A 20,631-nucleotide genomic window follows, 5' to 3' on the forward strand; every position below is an offset into this window, starting at 1 on the left:
TTGCATTTTAAAAAGAACATTGGTAATGGCACTTTTTACCGCTCTGTTTTTGTTTGCCACAAATGGATTAAAAGCGCAAACCACTCCGCCTGCGAAAGCGCAGCCGGGAAAGAAATTTACTCATACTTTGGCGGGTAATCCCTACTTGCCGTTGTGGGAACATTTGCCGGACGGAGAGCCGCGTGTGTTCGAGGATCCCGATCATCCGGGTAAATACCGAGTCTATATCATCGGGTCGCACGATGTTCGGTTTGGCAGCTATTGCGGACCGGACACCAGAGCTTGGTCGGCACCTGTTGAGGATTTGACAAAATGGACCGATGAAGGCCCTATCTTCACCTACCCGATAGAGGGTCAGTGGGATGTGATGTATGCTCCCGACCTTGTTGAGGTGAAGGGAAAAGATGGCAAAAAAGTCTATTATTTGTATCCGCACAGCCGCGGACGAGGCAGAGAAGCAATGGTTTGCAAAGGCGATCGTCCGACAGGTCCGTTTACGCCGATCAACCTCAATGCAGAGGGAACCAAAACCATTCCGGGAAGTACGTTGGGATTTGACCCGGGTATCCTTATTGACTACGTTACCGACAAGAACGATCCGGATTACAACACCGGATACCGCGTTTATGGCTACTGGGGATTCCAAACGTCGTCGGCAGGTGAGTTGGATCAGAAAACCATGTACTCGCTCAAACCGGGAACCCAACCCATCAACCGTTTCCAAACCAAGATTTATCCCGATCAGGATGCAACCTCGTTTGCTTTCTTCGAAGCCGCTTCTATTCGCAAGATTGGCAACAAATATGTCTGGGTTTACAGCGGATTTTCCGGCCCGGAATACGGACTAAGCAGAACGAACTCAGCTTTACGTTATGCCTTTAGCGATTCACCGCTGGGTCCATGGAAAAGTGGTGGCGTATTGGTCGATTCGCGAGGCGTCGTGCTTAATGAGGATGGAACCAAATTGGAAACAACCAATGCCGGGCACAATACTCACGGTAGTATTCAGCTGATTAACGGCCAGTGGTACGTGTTCTATCACAGACCACCAAGAGGGTTTGGCTTTGCACGTCAGGCCATGGTAGCGCCGATCTCAGTTGTATGCGATCAAAAATCGGTGGCAGATGGCGGAAAAGTCGTTATCCGTGCATACGACCCCTATGCAAAAGGCACTCTATGGACGGCTAAGGATAGCCAAAATAAAGAGTATACCGGAGCCGAAGTAACTTCGGAAGGTTTCCATATGTATGGTCTTGACCCGTATCAATACTATTCGGCAGGGTATGCCTGCTACCTTTCAAATGTCAACAGCCAACAGGATTCGTGGGATATCTGGGATAACAATATGCCGGTGACTGGGGTGAAAAATGGGGATATTATCGGGTATAAGTACTTCGGTTTTGGAGGTCTGGCAAAAGACACCAAAGGGCTGAAAGCATTCGCAGGTGTAAAAGCAGGTAACAAAACCGCTTTCAACCTTTTCCTTACCCCAAAAACCAAAAACGCCTTTAAGGTCAACGTTTGGATAGACGGACCGTGGAACAATGCCATCTGGAAAGGTAAAAAAATCGGGGTGATAGAGGTGCCCGCAAACGCGACACAAAAAACTACCCAATTCACGATCGACGTGTCGTCCATTGTTGATAAATTAGGCAAAAAACACGCCGTATACCTTGTTGCCGAAGGGGGTGACTCCGAAGGTCTGTTCGATTTAATCGGACTGGGATTCAGCTCGGCCAAAAAGAAAATCGTGCGTCCGATAGTGCCTGTTGTAACCATTCAGGTAAACGGCGAAGCAATCGTAGTTCCCGAAACTCCGGTTCGCTCTACCAATGCCAACGGTATTGTAGGGTATGATATTTATCAGGCTACCTACAAAGTTCCGGCCGCTGCTACGGCTACGCCAACCGTAACCGCCTCGGCAAGCAATCCTGCGGTGAAAATAGCCATTACCCAGGCCGCTTCGAAAACAGGTACCGCTGTGGTGAAATGCGATTATAACGGCGTGGTTAAAACCTACAACGTAGTGTTATCGCCCGCCGAATAATACGCATAACGAAACGCTGCTACCCATTAGCAACGAATACGTCAAACAAAGAAAAGGCACAAGAGATTGTGCCTTTTTCTGTATCCGTTCATGTTTAACATAAAAAGATCTCGCCCAGGCAACAGTAGATATATTTAACCAAATAATTATTTTGTGAATTGTTTTTCGTAGTTTTGATGGCTGATTATACGCAAATAAAGTGATGGCTGGTAGCGGATTAGCCGCAACATAGTCTTAACCGCGATTATCGCAGAGAGCAGGAGGACGCAGAGGGGAAACAGAAGACATCGCTGATATATATGAACACATTGTTCGCATATCCAATTTGAGTATTTGTATATATTGGTGTTATGGACAATATTAAAAAAACGCACATGGATAAAACTGAGTATTTAAAGAAAATGCGAGATTGCAATGTGTGGTTCGATTATTCAAAGAGTCAAAAAAATGTAGCAGAGAAGATTCTAAATAATTGTATTCTGGATAAGGATTTTCTGGCAAAGCTAAGAGATGACAAAGATTATAGCGAATTTGTATCATTGTGGAGCAATGCACATTATCATTATGGGATTGCGATTGAAAACGGATTAAAAGGCATTATCATTAAGCATCAGCCAGAGAGTATTGATTTTGAGATTAAAAGTCAAAATGTGATTTTAAAAAATATAGGTGGACAAGCTGGTAAAACACATAATCTGCTAAGATTAGCTGAAATATCAGGTATATTTGATTCTAAGATTAATCTGTATAGACATAAATCTGATTATGAAAGTTTAGAAAGAATTTTACTACATTTGAGCGATATGATTAAATGGGGAGCTCGATATCCTATTCCAAATAATTTGGATAGTATTTATAAATTTGATGCAGCTGTGCCTTCAGTTTTGATATATGGATTTCATATTTTAGACGTAATGAATCCTCTTTTTGATTATTTTGAAAGAGAAAGAAAATAAAAAACACAGCCTATAACAAACGATTTTGTCCCGTCGGATTTGCAATCCGACGACGGAATGGACTATAAGGATCTGTGATCCGGCAAAATAAAATACAAAGCTTATGAATATTCAACACCGGATAAATGGAAAAGTTTACTTTGTCACTACAACGGTAGTAGATTGGATCGATCTGTTTACTCGTCCGGTATATAAGCATATTGTATTGGAATCCTTAGCTTATTGCATACAAACCAAAGGTATGGAAGTCTATGCCTGGGTATTGATGACCAATCATCTGCATTTGCTGATCGGAGTTACCGGAGAAAACACAGTATCCGATATTGTGCGCGATTTTAAGAAATACACCAGCAAAAAACTGATCGACACCTTACAACGCGAAGTAACGGAAAGCAGGAGAGAATGGATGCTCGATCGATTTGAATTTAGCGGTCGGAACGATAAAAAGATAAAGAACTACAGATTCTGGCAGGAAGGAACCGACATTCAGGAGGTATTCTTAAACGATTATTTCGAGCAAAAGATGGAGTATATTCATAACAATCCCGTCAAGGCAGAAATAGTAAACCATTCTCACGAATATCGATATAGTTCGGCTATCGACTATGCCGGTGGAAAAGGGTTGTTGCCTGTAGTGGTGGTATAATTGGCAAAATTATCGGATTACAAATCCTAATACTCTTTACCGTCGTCGGATTGCAAATCCGACGAGACGCGTTCCGTCGAAACGAGTTAGCTTCGCTGATCTTCGATTACGACGAGAAGATTTGCAATCACATATCGACGGCTTTGATGCTGTAGTTCGATCCAGCACAGAGCAATACATTGTTATTGAAAGCCATGCACCGCAGATCGTCGGTACCGATCGGGATCAGTTTGTTGCAGTGCGAGCAGGAGGGGATCTGCATCATAAATCCTCCCGTCCCGTCGGATTTGCAATCCGACGACGGAATGGAGTATAAGGATCTGTGATCCGGCAAAATAAAATACAAAGCTTATGAATATTCAACACCGAATAAATGGGAAAGTTTACTTTGTTACTACAACGGTAGAAGATTGGGTCGATCTGTTTACTCGTCCGGTATATAAGCATATTGTATTGGAATCGTTAGATTATTGCATACAAAACAAAGGTATGGAAGTCTATGCCTGGGTATTGATGACCAATCATCTGCATTTGCTGATCGGAGTTACTGGAGAAAACACAGTATCCGATATTGTGCGCGATTTTAAGAAATACACCAGCAAAAAACTGGTCGACACCTTACAACACGAAGTAACAGAAAGCCGGAGAGAATGGATGCTCGATCGGTTTGAATTTAGCGGTCGCAACGATAAAAAGATAAAGAACTACAGATTCTGGCAGGAAGGAACCGACATTCAGGAGGTATTCTTAAACGATTATTTCGAGCAAAAAATGGAGTACATTCACAACAATCCCGTCAAGGCAGAAATAGTAAGCCATTCTCACGAGTATCGATATAGTTCGGCTATCGACTATGCCGGTGGAAAAGGGTTGTTGCCTGTAGTGGTGGTATAATTGGCAAAATTATCGGATTACAAATCCTAATACTCTTTACCGTCGTCGGATTGCAAATCCGACGAAACATGTTCCGACGAAACGAGATAACGTCACTTATCATTGATTCTGATGAAACTGGATCACATATCGACGGCTTTGATGCTGTAGTTCGATCCGGCGCAGAGCAATACATTGCCATTGGAAGCCATGCAGCGCAAATCGTCGGTGCCGATCGGGATCAGCTTGTTGCAGTGCGAGCAGGAGGGGATCTGCATCATAAATCCTTTGTCGCAGGCAAGGAGATAGAGATCGTCGGGATAGTAGTAGTAAATGTCGTTGAGGGCCTCGGTCGGACTGCTCATTTGCCTCTCGTCGTCCGAGTAGTCGAGCTTACGGTCGGTCCACACGTTGCCCTGCGTTGAGAAGAAGAGTACCGGCGCGCCGTCCTCTCGTTTTCCCGCTACGGCAATTCGGCTATCCACCGCGAGTACCCGGGTAAACGAACAGGGCTTGTAATAGCCGGCATAGAGTGCATTAAAATTGAGAATCTCCCACTGAACCCCGTCTTTCGAATGAATAATCTCTCCCTCGTCGGTCACGCCGTAACATACCGAGCTGTTGGCAGACAAAGAGACGATATTTCCCTTCAGCGCCAGCTGAATTTTATTGAACGAGCCATTTTCTGTTCCCACTAAAAGTTCTCCCTGATCGGTTCCGGCAATAATCTTGTTGTTGAAGAGGACAAGGGTATGAATGGTTTTATCCGTTCCGCTGTCGATGGGTTTGAACCCGCCGTTGTTTGACGAGACCATCAGGTTGCCTTTCTCTCCGGCGGCTACTATCGTCTGGTCGTGTGCTACCAACGCGTTGAATTCGATTCCTGCAAACTTTTCCGATTTGATAACAGTCCCCGCCTTAGAGAGCCGGTCGATTCTCCCTTCCGTACCGGCAACCACAAATCCGTCGGCATAGGCTATCGCGGCGTTGTACCCTTTGGATCGGTTGGCTTCGGCACTGTTTGCCGCAACGCTGACGGTGCAATGAACGAAAAAGAGGCTACAGGTGAGAAAAAACAGGTTTCGTAGGGCCATAACAAATGTATCGTAGGGGTTGTACAAAATTAATAATGATTATCCACAAAACACCGGAGGTGTTATCCCAATAATAACGTCGGGATAAATCCCGACGTAGAGGAATGTTACATTTCGCAGTACGCTGTAAGCGTTTCCTTGCCAATGGGAAACCGCTACGCGGTTATGTTGACTCTCTTTTGTATTTACACCCCGATGAATCGGAGCGTTATTATTGGGTTACGCCTTAGGTTATTATGCGGATAGCTATTAAAAGTTTCAGCATCGGCTGTTTTTAAAACAACCGATGCTGAAGATGAATGTTTTCTATTTCAGTCCGTTATTTGTGATTCGGAAATAGTCGAATGATACTTCAAACGGCGTGGTCGGTTGCGGAGCCTGCTGCATTCTGGGAAAACCTGCCATGCGGCCCGATGCAACGCCGTCGCAAACCATCACTCCGCTTTGAATATCTTTCAGCACCACTTCGGCTGTTCCGACGGGTTTGAAATTGACGCCGTCGGCAGAGCACGATGCGGTATAGACGGCACCTTTCTTCACTAATTTCAGAATCAGGGTGTTGTCGCTCTTTATGATTCCCTCCATGCTAAAGGTTACAGCCGATTTCTGACTTCCGTTGCTCTCTACCGACAACTCTACCGAGCCCGGTTGTTCGCCCGCGCCGGGTCTCATCATACCTCTTCGTCCGCCACCACCGGCTCTGTAGGCTAACTTCACAAAGTTGTTGTCATCCTGATACGCCACCACTCCGGCGTTTTGAGCGAATCCGGATGGTTTGCGCGAACAGACGAGCTTTGTCTCTATCGTCCAGTCGGTATTTGCGCTTTGCAACAAAATGTTTTCGGCGTTATTGCTTGCTTCAGTAATGTCACCTTTGCCGCTGGTGATGGTCAACGAACCTGCCTTCTTCGAGAGGCTCCATTGAGAAGCGTTTTCACGTACCCAATGCCACTGTTTGCCCAACGCGTTGCCATCGAATTCATCGCTGGTCGACCTGATGCCGAAATTCACGGCATACTCTTTGGTCTCAAAGGTGTTGTAATCTGTCAACGATACGGCAGCCGTTCCCGGAATGCCTTTTGCCTGTACTGTTTCAACCACGATCTCCGGGTCGGACGGCGCGGCACTTACCACCGGCGCTTTGGCCGACGGTTTTCCTTGCAGGTAGCTGTATTGCATGGTGGAAACATTAAAGCCCGGTACCACTTTCTTGTTCACGGTGATTGAAACCGGATTCAGATTGGGCACAACCTTGATAGGATAGCTGCCAGCTACGGTTTTGTTGTCTACCGTCACCGCTGCGGTAATGGTTGCCACGCCCGACGCTTTGGCTGTAACCATACCCTTGCTGTCGACGGTTGCCACGGCGGGATTGTTGCTGGTGTAGACAATCTTTGCCTTGTTAATGTCGTAGAAACTGTCGTCGGTCATGGCCGCTGTTACGCTGGTTTGCGTGGTAGCTCCGTTCTTCAGTACAACGGTGTTGCAATCGGCCACCACCACCTTCAGTTCCGGCTGGAAGCTTCCGTTCATCGTGGCCGAAACGGTACCCTTAATATCTTTGGAAGAGGCTCCGATTTCAAACAGGTAGTTGCCCTGATCGAAGGTGATGCGGTTGTGCTCCATGTCCCAGAACCAGAGGTCGGCGCAGTTGATGTCGATATTAACCGTTTTCGTCTGGCCTCTGGGGATGGTTACCCGCTGGAATCCTTTCAGTCGTTTGATGGGGCGTTGCATAGCTGCCGGACTGTCCGGAGTTCTCATGTAGACCTGCACCACCTCGTCGCCATCACAATTCCCGGTGTTGGTAACATCTACACTCACCGTAATCTTATCGTGAGGCGTGATGCTGTTTTTGTTGATTTTGAAATTGCCGTATTTGAAAGTCGTATAGGACAATCCGTAGCCGAATTCGTAGGTGACATCCTTGTTGAAATACCAGAAGGTGCGTCCGTTTTTACCGTTACCACCGCGGAGGGTATAATCGGTAATGTCCGGCAGATCTTTGACCGATTTGTACCAGGTTCCGTTCAACTTGCCGCCCGGATTTGCATCGCCGAACAGAATGTCGGCAATGGCTTCGCCCTGCACCTGTCCGTTGTAACCAACCCAGATGATACCGGGGATATTTTGCAGGTTTTTGAACTCTTCCACTTCAACACATCCCAACGTTTGCATCACCACGATGGTATTCGGATTGACGGCTGCCACCGCTTTGATTAGATCTACCTGATTGCCGGGCAATACCAGTGAGAGGCGGTCGGCCTCCTCGGTAGCGGTATTCTCGTCCGTTCCTACAAACACGACGGCAGCATCGGCCGAAGCCGCGGTTGCAATGGCCTGTTCGTCCACTTTGGCATCAGCCGGAGCTTTGTACACAAAATAGAGCGTCTGAGGCCCGTTTAACCCCAGCTTGTTTACCTTCACTTTGGCCAGTTTACCTCCGCCGTAAGGGCCGCCCGCTTTAAATCCGGCTGCCACGGTAGCGTTCAGGGTAGTTAACAGGTTTCCTTCCGGCGAACCGACGCGTGCTTCGATAATTCCGCCCTCGGTAAGAATATTCAGGCTGATGCCGATCGTATCGACTTCCGTCAGATCGACATTTTCGTAAGCTGTCCACGAGCCGTCGTCTATGGAGCGTACCTGAAATTCGGTGCCCATCCCCGCTCCTGTAGTGATTCCTTTGGACGATGAACTGAATTTGGTGGCATCGTATTTGGTCACGGTACCGTTAGCTTTGTGAAGCTCGAAGCCTGTGATATAGAGCAGGTTGCTTTTACTTGCCGTATTGCCCCCGGAAGAGAGCAGTACCTCGGTCGAAAGTCCTTTTTCCGATATGTATTTTTTGATGCCGGCATACGGAGAAACCATGTTCTCTTTGGCAGGTCTGCCCGAATAAGGTCCGAGCTCCACCTTGTCGGCTTGCGGCCCGATCAGCGCGATTTTCTTCAGCCCGGACGGATCGAGAGGCAATATCTTTTGGTTCGTTTTTGTGCTGTTGTCGTTTTTGAGCAGCACGGGAGTTTTGGTTGCCACTTCTTTAGCAAGTTCCAAGTGAGCTTTCGAACCAACCAACTCTTTCGGATAGAGAGCATACGGTACTTTTGCGGACGGATCGAACTCGCCGATACGCATACGGATGGCAAATATGTTCACCAACGCTTTGTCGATATCGGCAACCGAGATTAATCCCTGGTTGAGCGCTTTGAGGGCGCTACGTTGATAAACGCTTCCGCAGTCGATATCCACTCCGGCTTTCAGTCCCATGGCAGCCGCCTCTTCCGGTGTTTTGGCATAATGGTGACTCGTGTAGATCTCCTCTACCGCCGAGCAGTCGCCGGTGATATATCCTTTCAGACCATATGTTCGGCGGGCTATGGTGTCGAGATAGAATTTGCTGGCAGAGGTCGGCACACCGTTCACCGAGTTGTAGGAGGACATGATAGAGGGTAACTTGTCTTGTTCGATCAGCTGTTTGTACGGCGATATGTAGAATTCCCGCATATCCCGTCCGTCCATCACCGAGTTGCCGTCGTGTCGGTTGAACTCGCTGTTATTGGCAAAATAGTGTTTGCCGCAGGGAACTGTTTTGAGGTAGGTCGGGTCGTTGCCCATCATCCCTTTGATAAATCCGCTTGCGATCTGCGATACGAGGAATGGGTCTTCCCCGTACGACTCGCCTGTGCGTCCCCACCGCGGGTCGCGGATAGGTTCTACCACGGGAGAATAGTAGGTAAGTCCGGTAATGACGGGTGAGTTTAGCGCCCGGGCTTCGTCGGCAATGGCGGCGGCTTCCCGCTGCATCAGGTGCGGATCCCAGGCAGAGCCGAGGGCTGCGCTGTTGGAAAACGAGCAGGGCGAATTCGCTCCGTTTGTAAATCCGAACGAAACCCCATGCAACGCTTCACTCCAGACATTGAAGGCATGAATACCGAGGCGTGGCACCGCGGCCATGTTGTTGCCCAAAAGGCTCTCCTTCTCTTCGAGGGTAAGCCGGGAGACAAGGTCGGCGGCACGTTCGTCGAACGAGTAGGCTGTGTTCAGATAAATAGGAATTTTTGTTTTTTGTGGGGCGGGTTTGAACGCCGTAAAAGCGAGTCCGCAGAGAATTGTGCAGGCAATTCCGATCAGTTTGTGTTTCATGGACAGTTGAATAAGAAATGGTTATATTGTTTACGTTCTTCCACGTCTAGTACAAGTTGTTCTTTGGGGTGACAACCGGTACTTATGCAATACGATTGAGTGCCATTGCATACCGATGAATTCTGTAAAATTATTGACACAAAATCTATTTGCTTTAGACTGTCCTTGCTTTACATAGTTTAAATATCTTTGTTTTGGAGAAGAAAGCTCTTTTGGGGCGTTACTAAAAAGAAAGAGTCTATTCTTTAATACCTCTATTAGTCCAAGTTTACCTGATATTCAGCGCAAGATTGAGCGAAGCGGTATCTTATGCTGGAAAGCAGAGTGGTTTTCAATCACAACAGAAAATCAGAGAAACTAAACCAGAGCGGTTTTCAACCATTTATTATGTCGACTGATAGCTAATCGGCTGATTAAGCGCCAATATAAAGGACAGTTTCCAACTTTCAACCAAGTACAACTTGGTTAATTTTTAGCTTCGCTGACCGTTGGTTCAGTCCAAGTTACGGCTATCGCCGAAAACTTGAACTAGTCAATTTGCCATGCTTATGCCATTAGGGGCGAACCCAACTCTTTCTCCAATCTATATGTTCTCATCAAAATACTCAGAGGGTGTCATTCCTGTATACAGCTTAAAGTTCCGTAGGGCTGCACTGCGTGAACGAAAACCTACTTCAAAAAAAATATCCTGGAAATTTGGGGATTGTGACTGTTTTACCTGTTGCAAGAAATCTTCAATACGTAATCTGTTGATATAGTATGTATAGTTTCCATATCCCTTATCACGCATAGCATTAGTAAGAGAAGTACGGTTAGTGCATAGTTTAGATGATAGAATCTGGAGCGATAAATCGGGATCCCGCCACGCACAATGTTCTTTCATATATGTATTCAATCGGTCAATCAGATCTATATTGTTCTGTTTCGTATTGCTTTTCTTGGGAGACATGGAAAGATTCGCATAATGAATAATTGGCCAGTCCATTAAAAAATCTTTTGTGGATCCAAGAGCCACCTCCTCTTCTGTCGTGCCTATCGGACGAACAAACAACTCCATGTAAATGACAAAAAGTTTGGTTCCAATACTCACATAGTAGTAAAGAGTATGGATAATTGAATTTTCGAAAATTAGGACTAAAATATACGCAAGATTGGCGATAGTAAAAATAAGAGCATACTTCTTTAACCATTTAAGATTGTTATTGTTCCACTGTTTTTTGAACAACATGAAAAATACAAGCAGAACTGGCAAAAATATAAACAAAAACAGCAGTAAACGAAACCAGACATTGAATTGTTCTACATAGGGAAACATATCCCCAAGCGAATAAAATGTTTGATATTTTACACCAGCCCAAACAGATATAAGAGATATGCTCACCAAGAAAAAAAATGGAGAATATATCATCAGAAGTCGCTTGAAATTAAGCCAACCAGGAAAAATAACCTCAATTGGATACACAGACGTGGTGATGATCATGAAAATTGCAAGTAACAACATGCGCACAGAGACAACCGATTCAGGTGTTTCTCCATGGCAAAGTGCAATAAAGCGTGTCAAGTAATTTACAACAGAGAATAGGCCGATATAAAAAAGGATGACACGTGCCCGACCGCCTTCCTTACGGCGAAAAAAAAGCAATAGAGATAGAAGCAAAAAAGTCAATGCACTAGCAAAGGTAGATGCAAAATATAGATGCTGCATTATGTGAAATTTGGAAATGGCATTAGTTAAAATAGTGCAAGTGAACAAATGTAATCACATGTACTATTTGTAATAGTTACGACCTTATCAGACAGCTTAGTAAAATTTTCAAGGGTTTGACTTTGGGTTTTCGTTGACATGAGTATATTGAAATAGCCCAAGGATTAGAGGGGGTGTTTCGTCCCCTCAGGCATTCCTGCAAGTCGAATATTTTTAATTAGTTTCAATTTAATCTGACAGTCAAGGGTAAATCAGAACTAACTAGAATTATCATATACTCGTCCCAATATAAAAAAGCAAGAACCACAAGGAGTAAAGTCATCTATACTTTTTTTGAGCTGCCATTAACTCCCGTCGGTCGTTGACCGTGGGGATCTCCAAAGGAGGGCTGTAACATTGTGATATGCATCAAATCTCCTCAATTTTGCGACCAATTTCCTTCCAAATATCTACTCTTTCGGCGTTCCTCTTCATTTTGAAGCGAGTGACCGAACGAACGGCTATGGGCCGAAGGGAGTTGATGACAGGGTGAGTTTGGGAAGGTTAGGCCAGACGATAAATATCGGCATTTACAATCTGACTCCGGCACAAAGTCTTTGATCCGAACATTACATCGTCGGTGGTTGTCGTGAGAGGGGTCAGTGGGCAAAATAGAGCATAAAACATGTTATCAAAAAAAGTCAAGGCGAGTTTCACACCAAAAATATCACTAATGCAAAAATAATCAATTTATTTGTGATGATTAAGTCTGCGTTGATACGTTCGCGATTTTTTTTATTTTGGCTGTTCTTAGATGCCATTGGAGCGCTTGGTCAATGAAAAAGGTGGGGCAGTTATGTTCTAAATTGACTGAAAGTCATATCTATTTCAGCCCAATGGCGAAGCCTTGAGTACAATTCAAACAAACAGATTTAAGTCCTGCAAGGACGGCTTAAATCTTAAATCGCCCTTACAGGACTTATGGTGTGCTAATCGCTGTTTCTCTGGTTGATTGCGTTCAAAACGCCAATCGCTTCGCCATAGCTTTTAAAATAGCCTACCCGTACTCTGTAGAAATTATGAGCCAGTTCAGCCACAAAGCAACGGAGTCGAACGGGAAACCGCGCTTTGATTCTCCTCATTTCGCGCAATGCGTTGTCCAGCGATTTAAAAGCTGCAACCTGAATAACATATTCTCCTTTTACACACTGAACAAAAGGTTTTTCATTTTTATTCACCACCAATTTCAGGCTTTCTCCTTTTTTATATTCATCAGAATCCGACTCTGCGCCTTCTATCTCTACCAACACTTCCGCCTTAGGATTAATTTGTCGTTTCAGCTTCTCAACAACATGCTTTAACGAATCGAAACAATCGGAAAAGTTGTATGTAAGCAATAAAAAAGCCATTTACAAATTGCTTTGTAAATGGCTTTTAACCAATGTGATTCGGTTGGGATTCGAACCCAAGACCCACAGCTTAGAAGGCTGTTGCTCTATCCAGCTGAGCTACCGAACCCTTTTCTTTTGGAGGTGCAAAATAAGCGATTTTTTGCGACATTCGCAATAGCCTGAGGCTATTTTGTTCAATTAAAAACGGTTACCATTTTTTCAGTTCCGCATACAGCCGTTGAACCGGTAATCCCATTACGTTATAAAAGGAGCCATTAATTGATTCAACCGCCACATAACCAATCCACTCCTGCACTCCATACGACCCGGCTTTATCCATCGGGCGGTATTTCTTTACATAATAATCTATTTCTTCTGCCGTCAATTTGGCAAAACGCACCTCTGTGGAAACTGAAAATGCCACCTGCTTTTCTTTCGATTGCAGGCAAACTCCGGTAAACACCGTGTGGGTTTTGTCCGACAAATGAGCCAGCATACGTTTTGCATCGGCTTCGTCGATAGGTTTTTCAAGAACATGACCATCGCACCACACGATGGTATCGGCTGTAATCACCAACGTATTACCATCTAATAAATGCTGATATGCCGACGCTTTGTGTTTTGCAAGATAAAGAGCTACCTCATCACCCGAAAGTGTATCCGGATACACCTCTTCCAGATCGGGGAGCACATGAACCGTAAAAGGGACATCCAAACCGGCTAAAAGTTCTTGCCGACGTGGCGACTGCGACGCTAAAATGATATTGTAGGAAGATAGATTGGAAAGCACGATAAAAAAATTTAGCAAAGATTCAGACCGCAGGCTGGTTGATCATAAACAAATCAAACAACGGGAAACCGTATGCCCGCGCCTGCAGGAAATAAAAGACAAAACTGTAGCAAATGCCGACTACCATTATAAATTTAAGAAATCCGGCAGCCTGATGCAACGAAGATTGCTGCTTCGCCCTTATAATGAGATAGAAAAAGTAAATGAATGGTACTACAATTCCCAATATGTAATAACGCATCGTCAGCGTGTCGTTGGCAAAATGAATCTTTGACACATAAAACCCTGCCGCTGCGATTACGACTGCCACCAATCCATAAACGACCCATTTGGAACGCGATATTCCCCATACAATGGGCATTGTACGACACTCCATCTCCCGGTCACCTTCAACGTCCTCCATATCCTTCACCACTTCGCGGATAAGAGTTACCAAAAAGGCAAACAGGGCAAACCCGTTTATCCACGAAAAAATGGACGGCGCTACAGGCGTAAAGTCTAACAGTTCGCCATAAGTGCGATGTAAAAATGATACTTCCAGCAAACCGACCATAAAAGGTACCAAAGCCGTTGTCACCCCCACAATCAGGTTGCCAACTAAGAACTGGCGCTTATAACTGGCCGAATAGAACCAAAGCAATCCGGTGATTGCCACGAATAAAAAACCAAACGTAACATTGCGCACCCATATTGCAAGACCAATACCAATGCACAACCCAATTATCGTGCATATCTGATAAAGCCTCATTGTTGATTTTTTGGAGATATTCTTACCAACAATCACCTTATCCGGACGATTGATCTCGTCAATCTTCACATCAAAATAATCGTTGACAATGTAACCTCCGGCAGCTATCAGAATAGTAGACAACACCAACAACCAGAAAGCAATTTCCGGGGTAGCCGACGGTACTCTAAAGGGTAGCAACACTGGTTTTATAACGCATGCATGCATTACCCACTGAAGAAATAAAATGATAATCAGATTTTTATATCTAACCAGCTGTAAATAATTATGCATAACAAGCAGACTTAATTTTTTACTTCTTCAAAATCGACGTATTCACCTTCTTCCTTACTAAAAACTTTCCGATCCGACCGTGCTGTTGAAGAAGTACCTTCCCCCTGATTTGCCGTCGAAGCATGTCCCTTTCGGCCGAAAGAAAACAATCGGAGGAAAAAATTAAGTACGCTGCCTACTACAGCAAGCCCAAGAACAAGTATGAATAAAAACAGGAAAAGAAAAAATCCCATATACTCAGATTAAATTTAACGCAAACAGACTAACGATAAGCTTCCGGGTCAAGATTTTCATAGTCAAAATCATCCTCATCTTCTTCTTCGTCGTCTCCCATATCTTCTTCCTCTGATTCGTGTTCGGAAGGAAGAACCACATTTTCAGGCAAACGGTGAGTCATCGTCATTACACGGTTCGCCTCATCGTTCAACTCTTCCCAAATCATATCTTTCAGTTCGGGAATACCAAAGCCGGTGACTGCCGAGATAAATATAAATTTCACTTCCGGCAATTCGGCTTTCAAAGCCTCAATCAGTTCCTCATCCAGCAGATCTGCTTTTGTAACGGCCAACAACCGCTGTTTATCAAGCAATTCAGGATTAAACTGTTTCAATTCATTGAGCAAGACATTATATTCTTCGGCGATATCTTTTGTATCACCGGGAATCATAAACAACAGAATGGCATTTCGTTCGATGTGTCGAAGAAAACGCAACCCCAAACCTTTTCCTTCGTGTGCTCCTTCAATAATTCCTGGAATATCTGCCATTACAAACGACTTATTGTCGCGGTAAGGCACAATTCCCAAATTGGGCACCAACGTTGTAAACGGGTAGTTGGCAATCTCGGGTTTAGCAGCTGTAATAGCGGCCAAAAGCGTCGATTTGCCGGCGTTCGGAAAACCGACAAGACCAACATCTGCCAACACTTTCAATTCCAGAATAACCGGACGTTCTTCGCGGGGTTCTCCCGGTTGTGCAAACCGTGGAGTTTGGTTGGTAGCCGTGCGAAAATGCCAGTTACCAAGTCCTCCGCGACCACCTTTCAGGAGAATCACTTCCTGCCCGTCTTCCGTTACATCGCAAATAAATTCGCCTGTTTCGGCATCGTGAGCTACGGTTCCGCAAGGCACATCAATAACTCTGTCTTCACCATCTTTACCAAAACTACGGCTACTGCTGCCATCTCCACCGTCTCCGGCGAATACGTGGCGCGCATATTTCAAGTGAATCAGTGTCCAGTAATTTTTATTTGCACGCATAATGATATGCCCGCCACGACCGCCATCGCCGCCATCCGGGCCTCCTTTCTGCACAAATTTTTCGCGGTGGAAGTGCATCGATCCCTGACCGCCCTTTCCGGAACGGCAAAAAATCTTCACATAATCTACAAAATTGGTTTCAGCCATATAAATCGGTTGATTTTATTTTTTATTTTTATCTTCTCCATGAATCGGAGTAATCATCATCTTCGCGGTACACTCTTTCCAAGCGTACCTCAACTGCATTTTTATGAGCAATAAGTCCTTCATTTTCAGCCATTATCTCAATAGCGTTGCTCAACATCGACAATCCTTCGCGGGATAGTTCCTGGTAAGTTATTTTTTTGGTAAAACTGTCGAGATGCACCCCGCTGTAAGCTTTTGCGTAACCGTTGGTAGGCAGCGTGTGATTTGTTCCCGAGGCATAATCTCCGGCACTTTCGGGGCTGTATTCTCCCAAAAATACCGAGCCTGCATTAACAATTCTCTCAGCCACTACCGTGTAGTTATGCGTCATGATAATCAGATGCTCCGGTGCATATTCATTCGTAAACTCGATAGCTTCTTCAATATCTGGGATATAGATAATCTTGCTATGTTGCAGTGCTTTTTCTGCCAAATCTTTGCGGGGCAATAGTTCGAGCTGTGATTTTACCTCATCTTGAACCCCCACAATAAGCGCCTCATCAGTCGTAATAAGAATCGACTGGCTATCAACACCATGTTCCGCTTGCGAAAGCAGATCGGCAGCAATATAACGCGGCTTGGCCGTATGATCGGCAATAATTGCCACTTCCGATGGTCCGGCAGGCATATCAATTGCCGTATTCTTCAGGCTTACCAATTGCTTGGCCGCCGTCACGTACTGATTTCCGGGACCGAATATTTTATACACCTTGGGCACACTTTCAGTACCATAGGCCATTGCTGCAATTGCCTGTGCACCACCAATTTTGAATATTTTTGTAACACCACACAAATTGGCAGCATACAAAACTGCTGGATGAATTTTACCTTCGGCATTGGGTGGAGAGCAAAGTACAATTTCTTCACAACCAGCCAACTGAGCCGGAATAGCAAGCATCAACACTGTCGAAAACAGAGGAGCTGTACCACCCGGAATATACAAACCTACTTTTTGGATTGCAACCCGTTTTTGCCAGCAGCGCACCTCCGGAATCACATTCATGTAAGGAAGCTCATCGTTCTGGGCATCATGGAATTTTTCGATATTCCGTTTTGCCTGCGAAATAGCTTCTTTCAACAAATGAGGCACCAAAGTTTCTGCTTCTGCTATTTCTTCTGCACTCACCTGCAACGCCGATAACTGAACCTTATCAAATTTCAGTTCATATTCAAAAACAGCCTTATCGCCGTTCTGACGAATATTTTCCAAAACTTCACCCACAGTACCAAACAGGCTGGTAGTATCTATTTCAGGGCGTTTGAGCAGTTCCGGCCACTCCTGTCTCGACGGCTTTTTTACAATTTGCATAATTCTTATCTTAACAAGCGAAAGCGCTTTCTTACATAATCATTTTTTCAATTGGCAATACCAATATACCTTCTGCTCCCAGTGATTTCAGTTTTCCGATAATCTCCCAGAAACGTTTTTCAGGCAATACCGAGTGCATCGAGCTCCAACCTTCTTTTGCCAGTGGCATAATGGTCGGGCTGGTAATACCGGGCAACACGGCTATAATATCTTCAATGTTATCATTCGGAGCATTCAGCAAAATATATTTCTTGCCTTCAGCGGCCTGCACAGCATCAATACGAAACATCAGCTCATTGAGAATTTCTCTTTTTTCGGCAGAAAGTTCAGGATTTCCAATCAACACAGCTTCCGATTTCATCACCACTTCAACTTCTTTCAGATGATTGCTAACCAGTGTACTACCGGAGCTTACGATATCAAAAATAGCATCCGAAAGACCAATACCAGGAGCAATTTCAACAGATCCCGTAATAACGTGACAGTGGGCACTAATGCCTTGTTTTTTCAGAAAGGTGTTCAGGATATGAGGATAAGAAGAAGCTATTTTCTTTCCTTCAAACCAGCTAACACCCTTATAATCTTCTTCTTTAGGGATAGCCAAAGACAAACGGCATTTACTGAAACCCAAGCGTTTTTCAATAAGTGCGTTCTCATTTCGCTCTACAAATTCGTTTTCGCCCACTATACCCACATCAGCAACACCATCGGCTACCGATTGAGGAATATCGTCATCTCTCAAAAACAGGACTTCAACAGGGAAGTTGGTCGAGGCAATCAGCAAAGTGCGTTTTGCGCTACTGAGTTTAATACCTATTTCGGAGAATAACTCCATCGTATCTTCATACAAACGTCCTTTCGATTGAACTGCTATTCGTAACATAATAGTCTGTAATAATGGGTTTATAAAGTATTTTATATTGTTTCTATTCCGCCATTTACAAAAAAAGCTCACCGATTAACGGTAAGCCAAGTCAATTAGGTACAACATCCCATTTGCCCACCGTTGCGATGCAGCTCATTGATGATGATGCGATAATAAATTGAGGGTCGTATTCATTCTACTCTGAAATAGAGCACAAAGGTACAAAAATATCGGCGTCAAACACAGCTTTTTATCTCAAAATATCAAAAATTCACGACTTCCGCGGTTTTCTATTTCAAAACCGGAATCGAATCATGGCTCTGACATCGGTTTTGTGGTTTCCTACTATTTTTTCCAGACCATCACCAACCTCTGATCGATCCGCATACAACGACTCAGCAACTTTCATCCAAAGGGATATATTTTTCGATACCTGCCACCGGCAATTCAAATACCACCGGCTACCCCTTCCATAGAGCATCGGAACCGAGTATGCGTAAAGGATGTCGCGTTCATAACTATAAATACGATTTTCGTAGTTAACCGCATCAAAGAGTTCATACCTAACGTCAAATGACAAAGGCAATTTTCGAAAAGAACAAGAAAGTTCCTGAGCAAACAAAAAACCAAATGCAAGCTCACTATCCCTACCCGATGCACTATTTGTCTCAATCGTACTTTTCAACACACAACGTTCATTGGGAGAAAACAGCAGTTTGTAACGCAAAGATGCCTTTGTATACTTGTCCGTAAAATCAGCAGTTTCCGATCCTGTTTGATTTTTCTCTTTTTGCTCATAACGGATTCTCCAGAGCATTTCCACTTTCTTATTAAGCAGAAAATCAGCTTCAAGCATAGCATCATATCCGTCGGACGGCCGACTCACCAGATATCGCAACCAGGGGAAAGAATAAACATCCATGTACCCCGTTATTTTCCAGCGCTTAACGGGATGCACCTCGAATCCGAGATAAAACCCCTCCTCATTGTTCACTTTGGAACCTTCCGCAAATGCATTTGACAACAACACGTCATACTGCTTAGAATAGAGACGATAGAGCACCACAAAACTAACGGTGGACACCGGACAGACCGTAAATCCATTCAAAATAGCATAGCCGCCAGCCGACTGAGTCGCCTCTTCTCCAAAAAACGTAAATTTATTCCATTTAAAACGGTAATTTAAACCCGCGGCCAACTGATGATTCCCCCTGAAATAAAACACATTATATGGCTTTAGATCGGGCTGAAAATCTCTACCCAAGCGCGTATCTGTCACCGTAATCCCGAGATTCGCGTTAGAAAACCGATAATTCACATTACCACCAAACACCTGCATTGATATTACATTTTTACGATTCAGATCACTCAACGTACGGTGCAAGCCATCTGTTTTAATGCTCGAAAATGTATTTCCCGCCGAATCGCCGTCAATGAACCTATAGGAATAAAAACCTGAAACCTCAGCCTTTCCAAACCGAAGCGTCACCCCGGTTCCTCGTAAAAAATTATACTCATCGACAGACGAACTCTTCCGCAAACCCGAATTTCTGGGCAGAACATTCATAATGTCCGTGGACTTTCCAAAGTTCAGCTCCGGATGAATCACCAACCCCATTCCGAAATTAGCTCTGAAATTCCCAACAACCAACGTTTTCAGCTTCCCAAAATTGGCAAGTTGCAGATAGCCCGAATAAAAATCAAACCCTTTGTGATATTGTCCCCAAACCTGCTCACCGGCATCCGTTTCGCCAATCAAGCCGGCATCTATTTTATCTTTATAGCGAAAGGAATATTTCAGAGACAAGTACTCAGGACCACCCAAATACCGTTTATCAGTTGCTTCCGCTCCGGCGTTATCCATTGTGTTTTCATAGCCCGATTTCTTTTCCAGCGTTCGCTCACTTCGGATATAAAGCTCATTTATCCCATCTCTCAACATTTTCGAGAGTGACTCCCTCCTACCTTTCTTCCCCTCCGAATCACCCAGATAGACAAAAGGCAATAAATTACGAATCAAAAACATATCAAATCCATCAACCAACTGAAGCTCATAAATTGTCTGCATACGCTTCTGGCGGTACATATAGTAAAGAAAATTCTCTATCTGCTTATCACTCAAGAATTGCAACTTTTCAAGCTCTTCTTTATTAGTGTTGTTAATGTTAATCGGATTGCGGGCAAAATAATTCAAATCGTCTTCCAGAGTAGTTAAATCCACATCAGCCTCGCCATCTGATGTCATCTGCTCATAAATACGTTCAATAACAGCGGCTGTATTTTCGGGCTTATCCTGCGCTAGAACAAAACCAAAACACAACATGTATATAAAGAACATGACAAACAGAACTCTCCTCATCTTCATTTC

The 20,631-nt window shown here is 44.4% G+C and carries 16 protein-coding genes and 1 tRNA gene; 4 read left to right on the forward strand and 13 right to left on the reverse strand.

Annotated features, from left to right (window positions below):
• Positions 1-25 precede the first annotated feature (25 nt).
• From PJIAN_RS09370 to PJIAN_RS09380, 3 genes are all read left to right on the forward strand, one after another.
• A complete protein-coding gene (locus PJIAN_RS09370) occupies positions 26-2,047 on the forward strand; it encodes a hypothetical protein (protein WP_236714393.1) in 2,022 nt (673 codons plus the stop codon).
• 374 nt (positions 2,048-2,421) lie between these two features.
• The gene (locus PJIAN_RS09375) at positions 2,422-3,003 is read left to right on the forward strand and encodes a hypothetical protein (RefSeq protein WP_153802537.1); all 582 of its coding nucleotides are present in this window, start codon (positions 2,422-2,424) and stop codon (positions 3,001-3,003) included.
• Positions 3,004-3,106: 103 nt separating this feature from the next.
• Entirely contained in the window at positions 3,107-3,649 is a 543-nt protein-coding gene (locus tag PJIAN_RS09380; protein WP_068704347.1) for an REP-associated tyrosine transposase, read from the forward strand.
• 127 nt (positions 3,650-3,776) lie between these two features.
• Here PJIAN_RS09380 and PJIAN_RS09385 read toward each other — a convergent pair whose 3' ends face one another.
• Positions 3,777-3,983: a hypothetical protein gene (locus tag PJIAN_RS09385; RefSeq protein ID WP_084252354.1), complete on the reverse strand. Its 207-nt coding sequence runs from the start codon at positions 3,981-3,983 to the stop codon at positions 3,777-3,779.
• A 17-nt stretch (positions 3,984-4,000) separates the two neighbouring features.
• Between PJIAN_RS09385 and PJIAN_RS09390 the strand changes: the two genes are divergently transcribed.
• On the forward strand, positions 4,001-4,543 hold the full coding sequence (locus PJIAN_RS09390) for an REP-associated tyrosine transposase (RefSeq protein WP_068704351.1): 543 nt from the start codon (positions 4,001-4,003) through the stop codon (positions 4,541-4,543).
• Positions 4,544-4,665: 122 nt separating this feature from the next.
• Here the strand turns inward: PJIAN_RS09390 and PJIAN_RS09395 are convergent, their stop codons facing one another.
• The 12 genes from PJIAN_RS09395 to PJIAN_RS09450 form a co-directional block, all read right to left on the reverse strand.
• On the reverse strand, positions 4,666-5,616 hold the full coding sequence (locus PJIAN_RS09395; RefSeq protein ID WP_068704357.1) for a beta propeller repeat protein: 951 nt from the start codon (positions 5,614-5,616) through the stop codon (positions 4,666-4,668).
• A gap of 306 nt (positions 5,617-5,922) precedes the next feature.
• Entirely contained in the window at positions 5,923-9,759 is a 3,837-nt protein-coding gene (locus PJIAN_RS09400) for a glycoside hydrolase family 3 C-terminal domain-containing protein (protein WP_068704358.1), read from the reverse strand.
• Positions 9,760-10,342: 583 nt separating this feature from the next.
• A complete protein-coding gene (locus PJIAN_RS09405; protein ID WP_068704360.1) occupies positions 10,343-11,464 on the reverse strand; it encodes a helix-turn-helix domain-containing protein in 1,122 nt (373 codons plus the stop codon).
• 968 nt (positions 11,465-12,432) lie between these two features.
• Positions 12,433-12,852 (reverse strand): SPOR domain-containing protein, encoded by a 420-nt coding sequence (locus tag PJIAN_RS09410; RefSeq protein ID WP_068704362.1) that lies wholly within the window; start codon positions 12,850-12,852, stop codon positions 12,433-12,435.
• Between the two features lie 35 nt (positions 12,853-12,887).
• Positions 12,888-12,961 (reverse strand) — tRNA-Arg (locus tag PJIAN_RS09415).
• 81 nt (positions 12,962-13,042) lie between these two features.
• Positions 13,043-13,624 (reverse strand): Maf-like protein, encoded by a 582-nt coding sequence (locus PJIAN_RS09420; protein ID WP_068704364.1) that lies wholly within the window; start codon positions 13,622-13,624, stop codon positions 13,043-13,045.
• A gap of 22 nt (positions 13,625-13,646) precedes the next feature.
• Entirely contained in the window at positions 13,647-14,645 is a 999-nt protein-coding gene (locus PJIAN_RS09425; RefSeq protein WP_068704366.1) for a geranylgeranylglycerol-phosphate geranylgeranyltransferase, read from the reverse strand.
• An 11-nt stretch (positions 14,646-14,656) separates the two neighbouring features.
• Positions 14,657-14,878 (reverse strand): DUF4834 family protein, encoded by a 222-nt coding sequence (locus tag PJIAN_RS15080; protein ID WP_068704368.1) that lies wholly within the window; start codon positions 14,876-14,878, stop codon positions 14,657-14,659.
• A gap of 29 nt (positions 14,879-14,907) precedes the next feature.
• On the reverse strand, positions 14,908-16,050 hold the full coding sequence (obgE, locus tag PJIAN_RS09435) for a GTPase ObgE (RefSeq protein ID WP_068704371.1): 1,143 nt from the start codon (positions 16,048-16,050) through the stop codon (positions 14,908-14,910).
• Between the two features lie 28 nt (positions 16,051-16,078).
• Positions 16,079-17,398, reverse strand: coding sequence for a histidinol dehydrogenase (gene hisD, locus PJIAN_RS09440; RefSeq protein ID WP_068704373.1), 1,320 nt, complete (start codon positions 17,396-17,398; stop codon positions 16,079-16,081).
• A 31-nt stretch (positions 17,399-17,429) separates the two neighbouring features.
• A complete protein-coding gene (hisG, locus tag PJIAN_RS09445) occupies positions 17,430-18,281 on the reverse strand; it encodes an ATP phosphoribosyltransferase (RefSeq protein WP_068704375.1) in 852 nt (283 codons plus the stop codon).
• 277 nt (positions 18,282-18,558) lie between these two features.
• The gene (locus tag PJIAN_RS09450; RefSeq protein ID WP_153802538.1) at positions 18,559-20,628 is read right to left on the reverse strand and encodes a ComEA family DNA-binding protein; all 2,070 of its coding nucleotides are present in this window, start codon (positions 20,626-20,628) and stop codon (positions 18,559-18,561) included.
• Between the last annotated feature and the right edge of the window lie 3 nt (positions 20,629-20,631).

This window comes from Paludibacter jiangxiensis, from assembly GCF_001618385.1.
Lineage (GTDB): Bacteria > Bacteroidota > Bacteroidia > Bacteroidales > Paludibacteraceae > Microbacter > Microbacter jiangxiensis.

What these genes read in the sequence shown, in the direction of transcription:
- PJIAN_RS09375 (WP_153802537.1), top strand. Translation starts at nt 2,422, where the DNA reads ATGGATAAAACTGAGTATTTAAAGAAAATGCGAGATTGCAATGTGTGG.
- PJIAN_RS09400 (WP_068704358.1), bottom strand. Translation starts at nt 9,759, where the DNA reads ATGAAACACAAACTGATCGGAATTGCCTGCACAATTCTCTGCGGACTC.
- PJIAN_RS09370 (WP_236714393.1), top strand. Translation starts at nt 26, where the DNA reads ATGGCACTTTTTACCGCTCTGTTTTTGTTTGCCACAAATGGATTAAAA.
- PJIAN_RS09425 (WP_068704366.1), bottom strand. Translation starts at nt 14,645, where the DNA reads ATGCATAATTATTTACAGCTGGTTAGATATAAAAATCTGATTATCATT.
- PJIAN_RS09380 (WP_068704347.1), top strand. Translation starts at nt 3,107, where the DNA reads ATGAATATTCAACACCGGATAAATGGAAAAGTTTACTTTGTCACTACA.
- obgE (WP_068704371.1), bottom strand. Translation starts at nt 16,050, where the DNA reads ATGGCTGAAACCAATTTTGTAGATTATGTGAAGATTTTTTGCCGTTCC.
- PJIAN_RS09405 (WP_068704360.1), bottom strand. Translation starts at nt 11,464, where the DNA reads ATGCAGCATCTATATTTTGCATCTACCTTTGCTAGTGCATTGACTTTT.
- PJIAN_RS09450 (WP_153802538.1), bottom strand. Translation starts at nt 20,628, where the DNA reads ATGAAGATGAGGAGAGTTCTGTTTGTCATGTTCTTTATATACATGTTG.
- PJIAN_RS09410 (WP_068704362.1), bottom strand. Translation starts at nt 12,852, where the DNA reads ATGGCTTTTTTATTGCTTACATACAACTTTTCCGATTGTTTCGATTCG.
- PJIAN_RS09390 (WP_068704351.1), top strand. Translation starts at nt 4,001, where the DNA reads ATGAATATTCAACACCGAATAAATGGGAAAGTTTACTTTGTTACTACA.
- PJIAN_RS15080 (WP_068704368.1), bottom strand. Translation starts at nt 14,878, where the DNA reads ATGGGATTTTTTCTTTTCCTGTTTTTATTCATACTTGTTCTTGGGCTT.
- hisD (WP_068704373.1), bottom strand. Translation starts at nt 17,398, where the DNA reads ATGCAAATTGTAAAAAAGCCGTCGAGACAGGAGTGGCCGGAACTGCTC.
- hisG (WP_068704375.1), bottom strand. Translation starts at nt 18,281, where the DNA reads ATGTTACGAATAGCAGTTCAATCGAAAGGACGTTTGTATGAAGATACG.
- PJIAN_RS09395 (WP_068704357.1), bottom strand. Translation starts at nt 5,616, where the DNA reads ATGGCCCTACGAAACCTGTTTTTTCTCACCTGTAGCCTCTTTTTCGTT.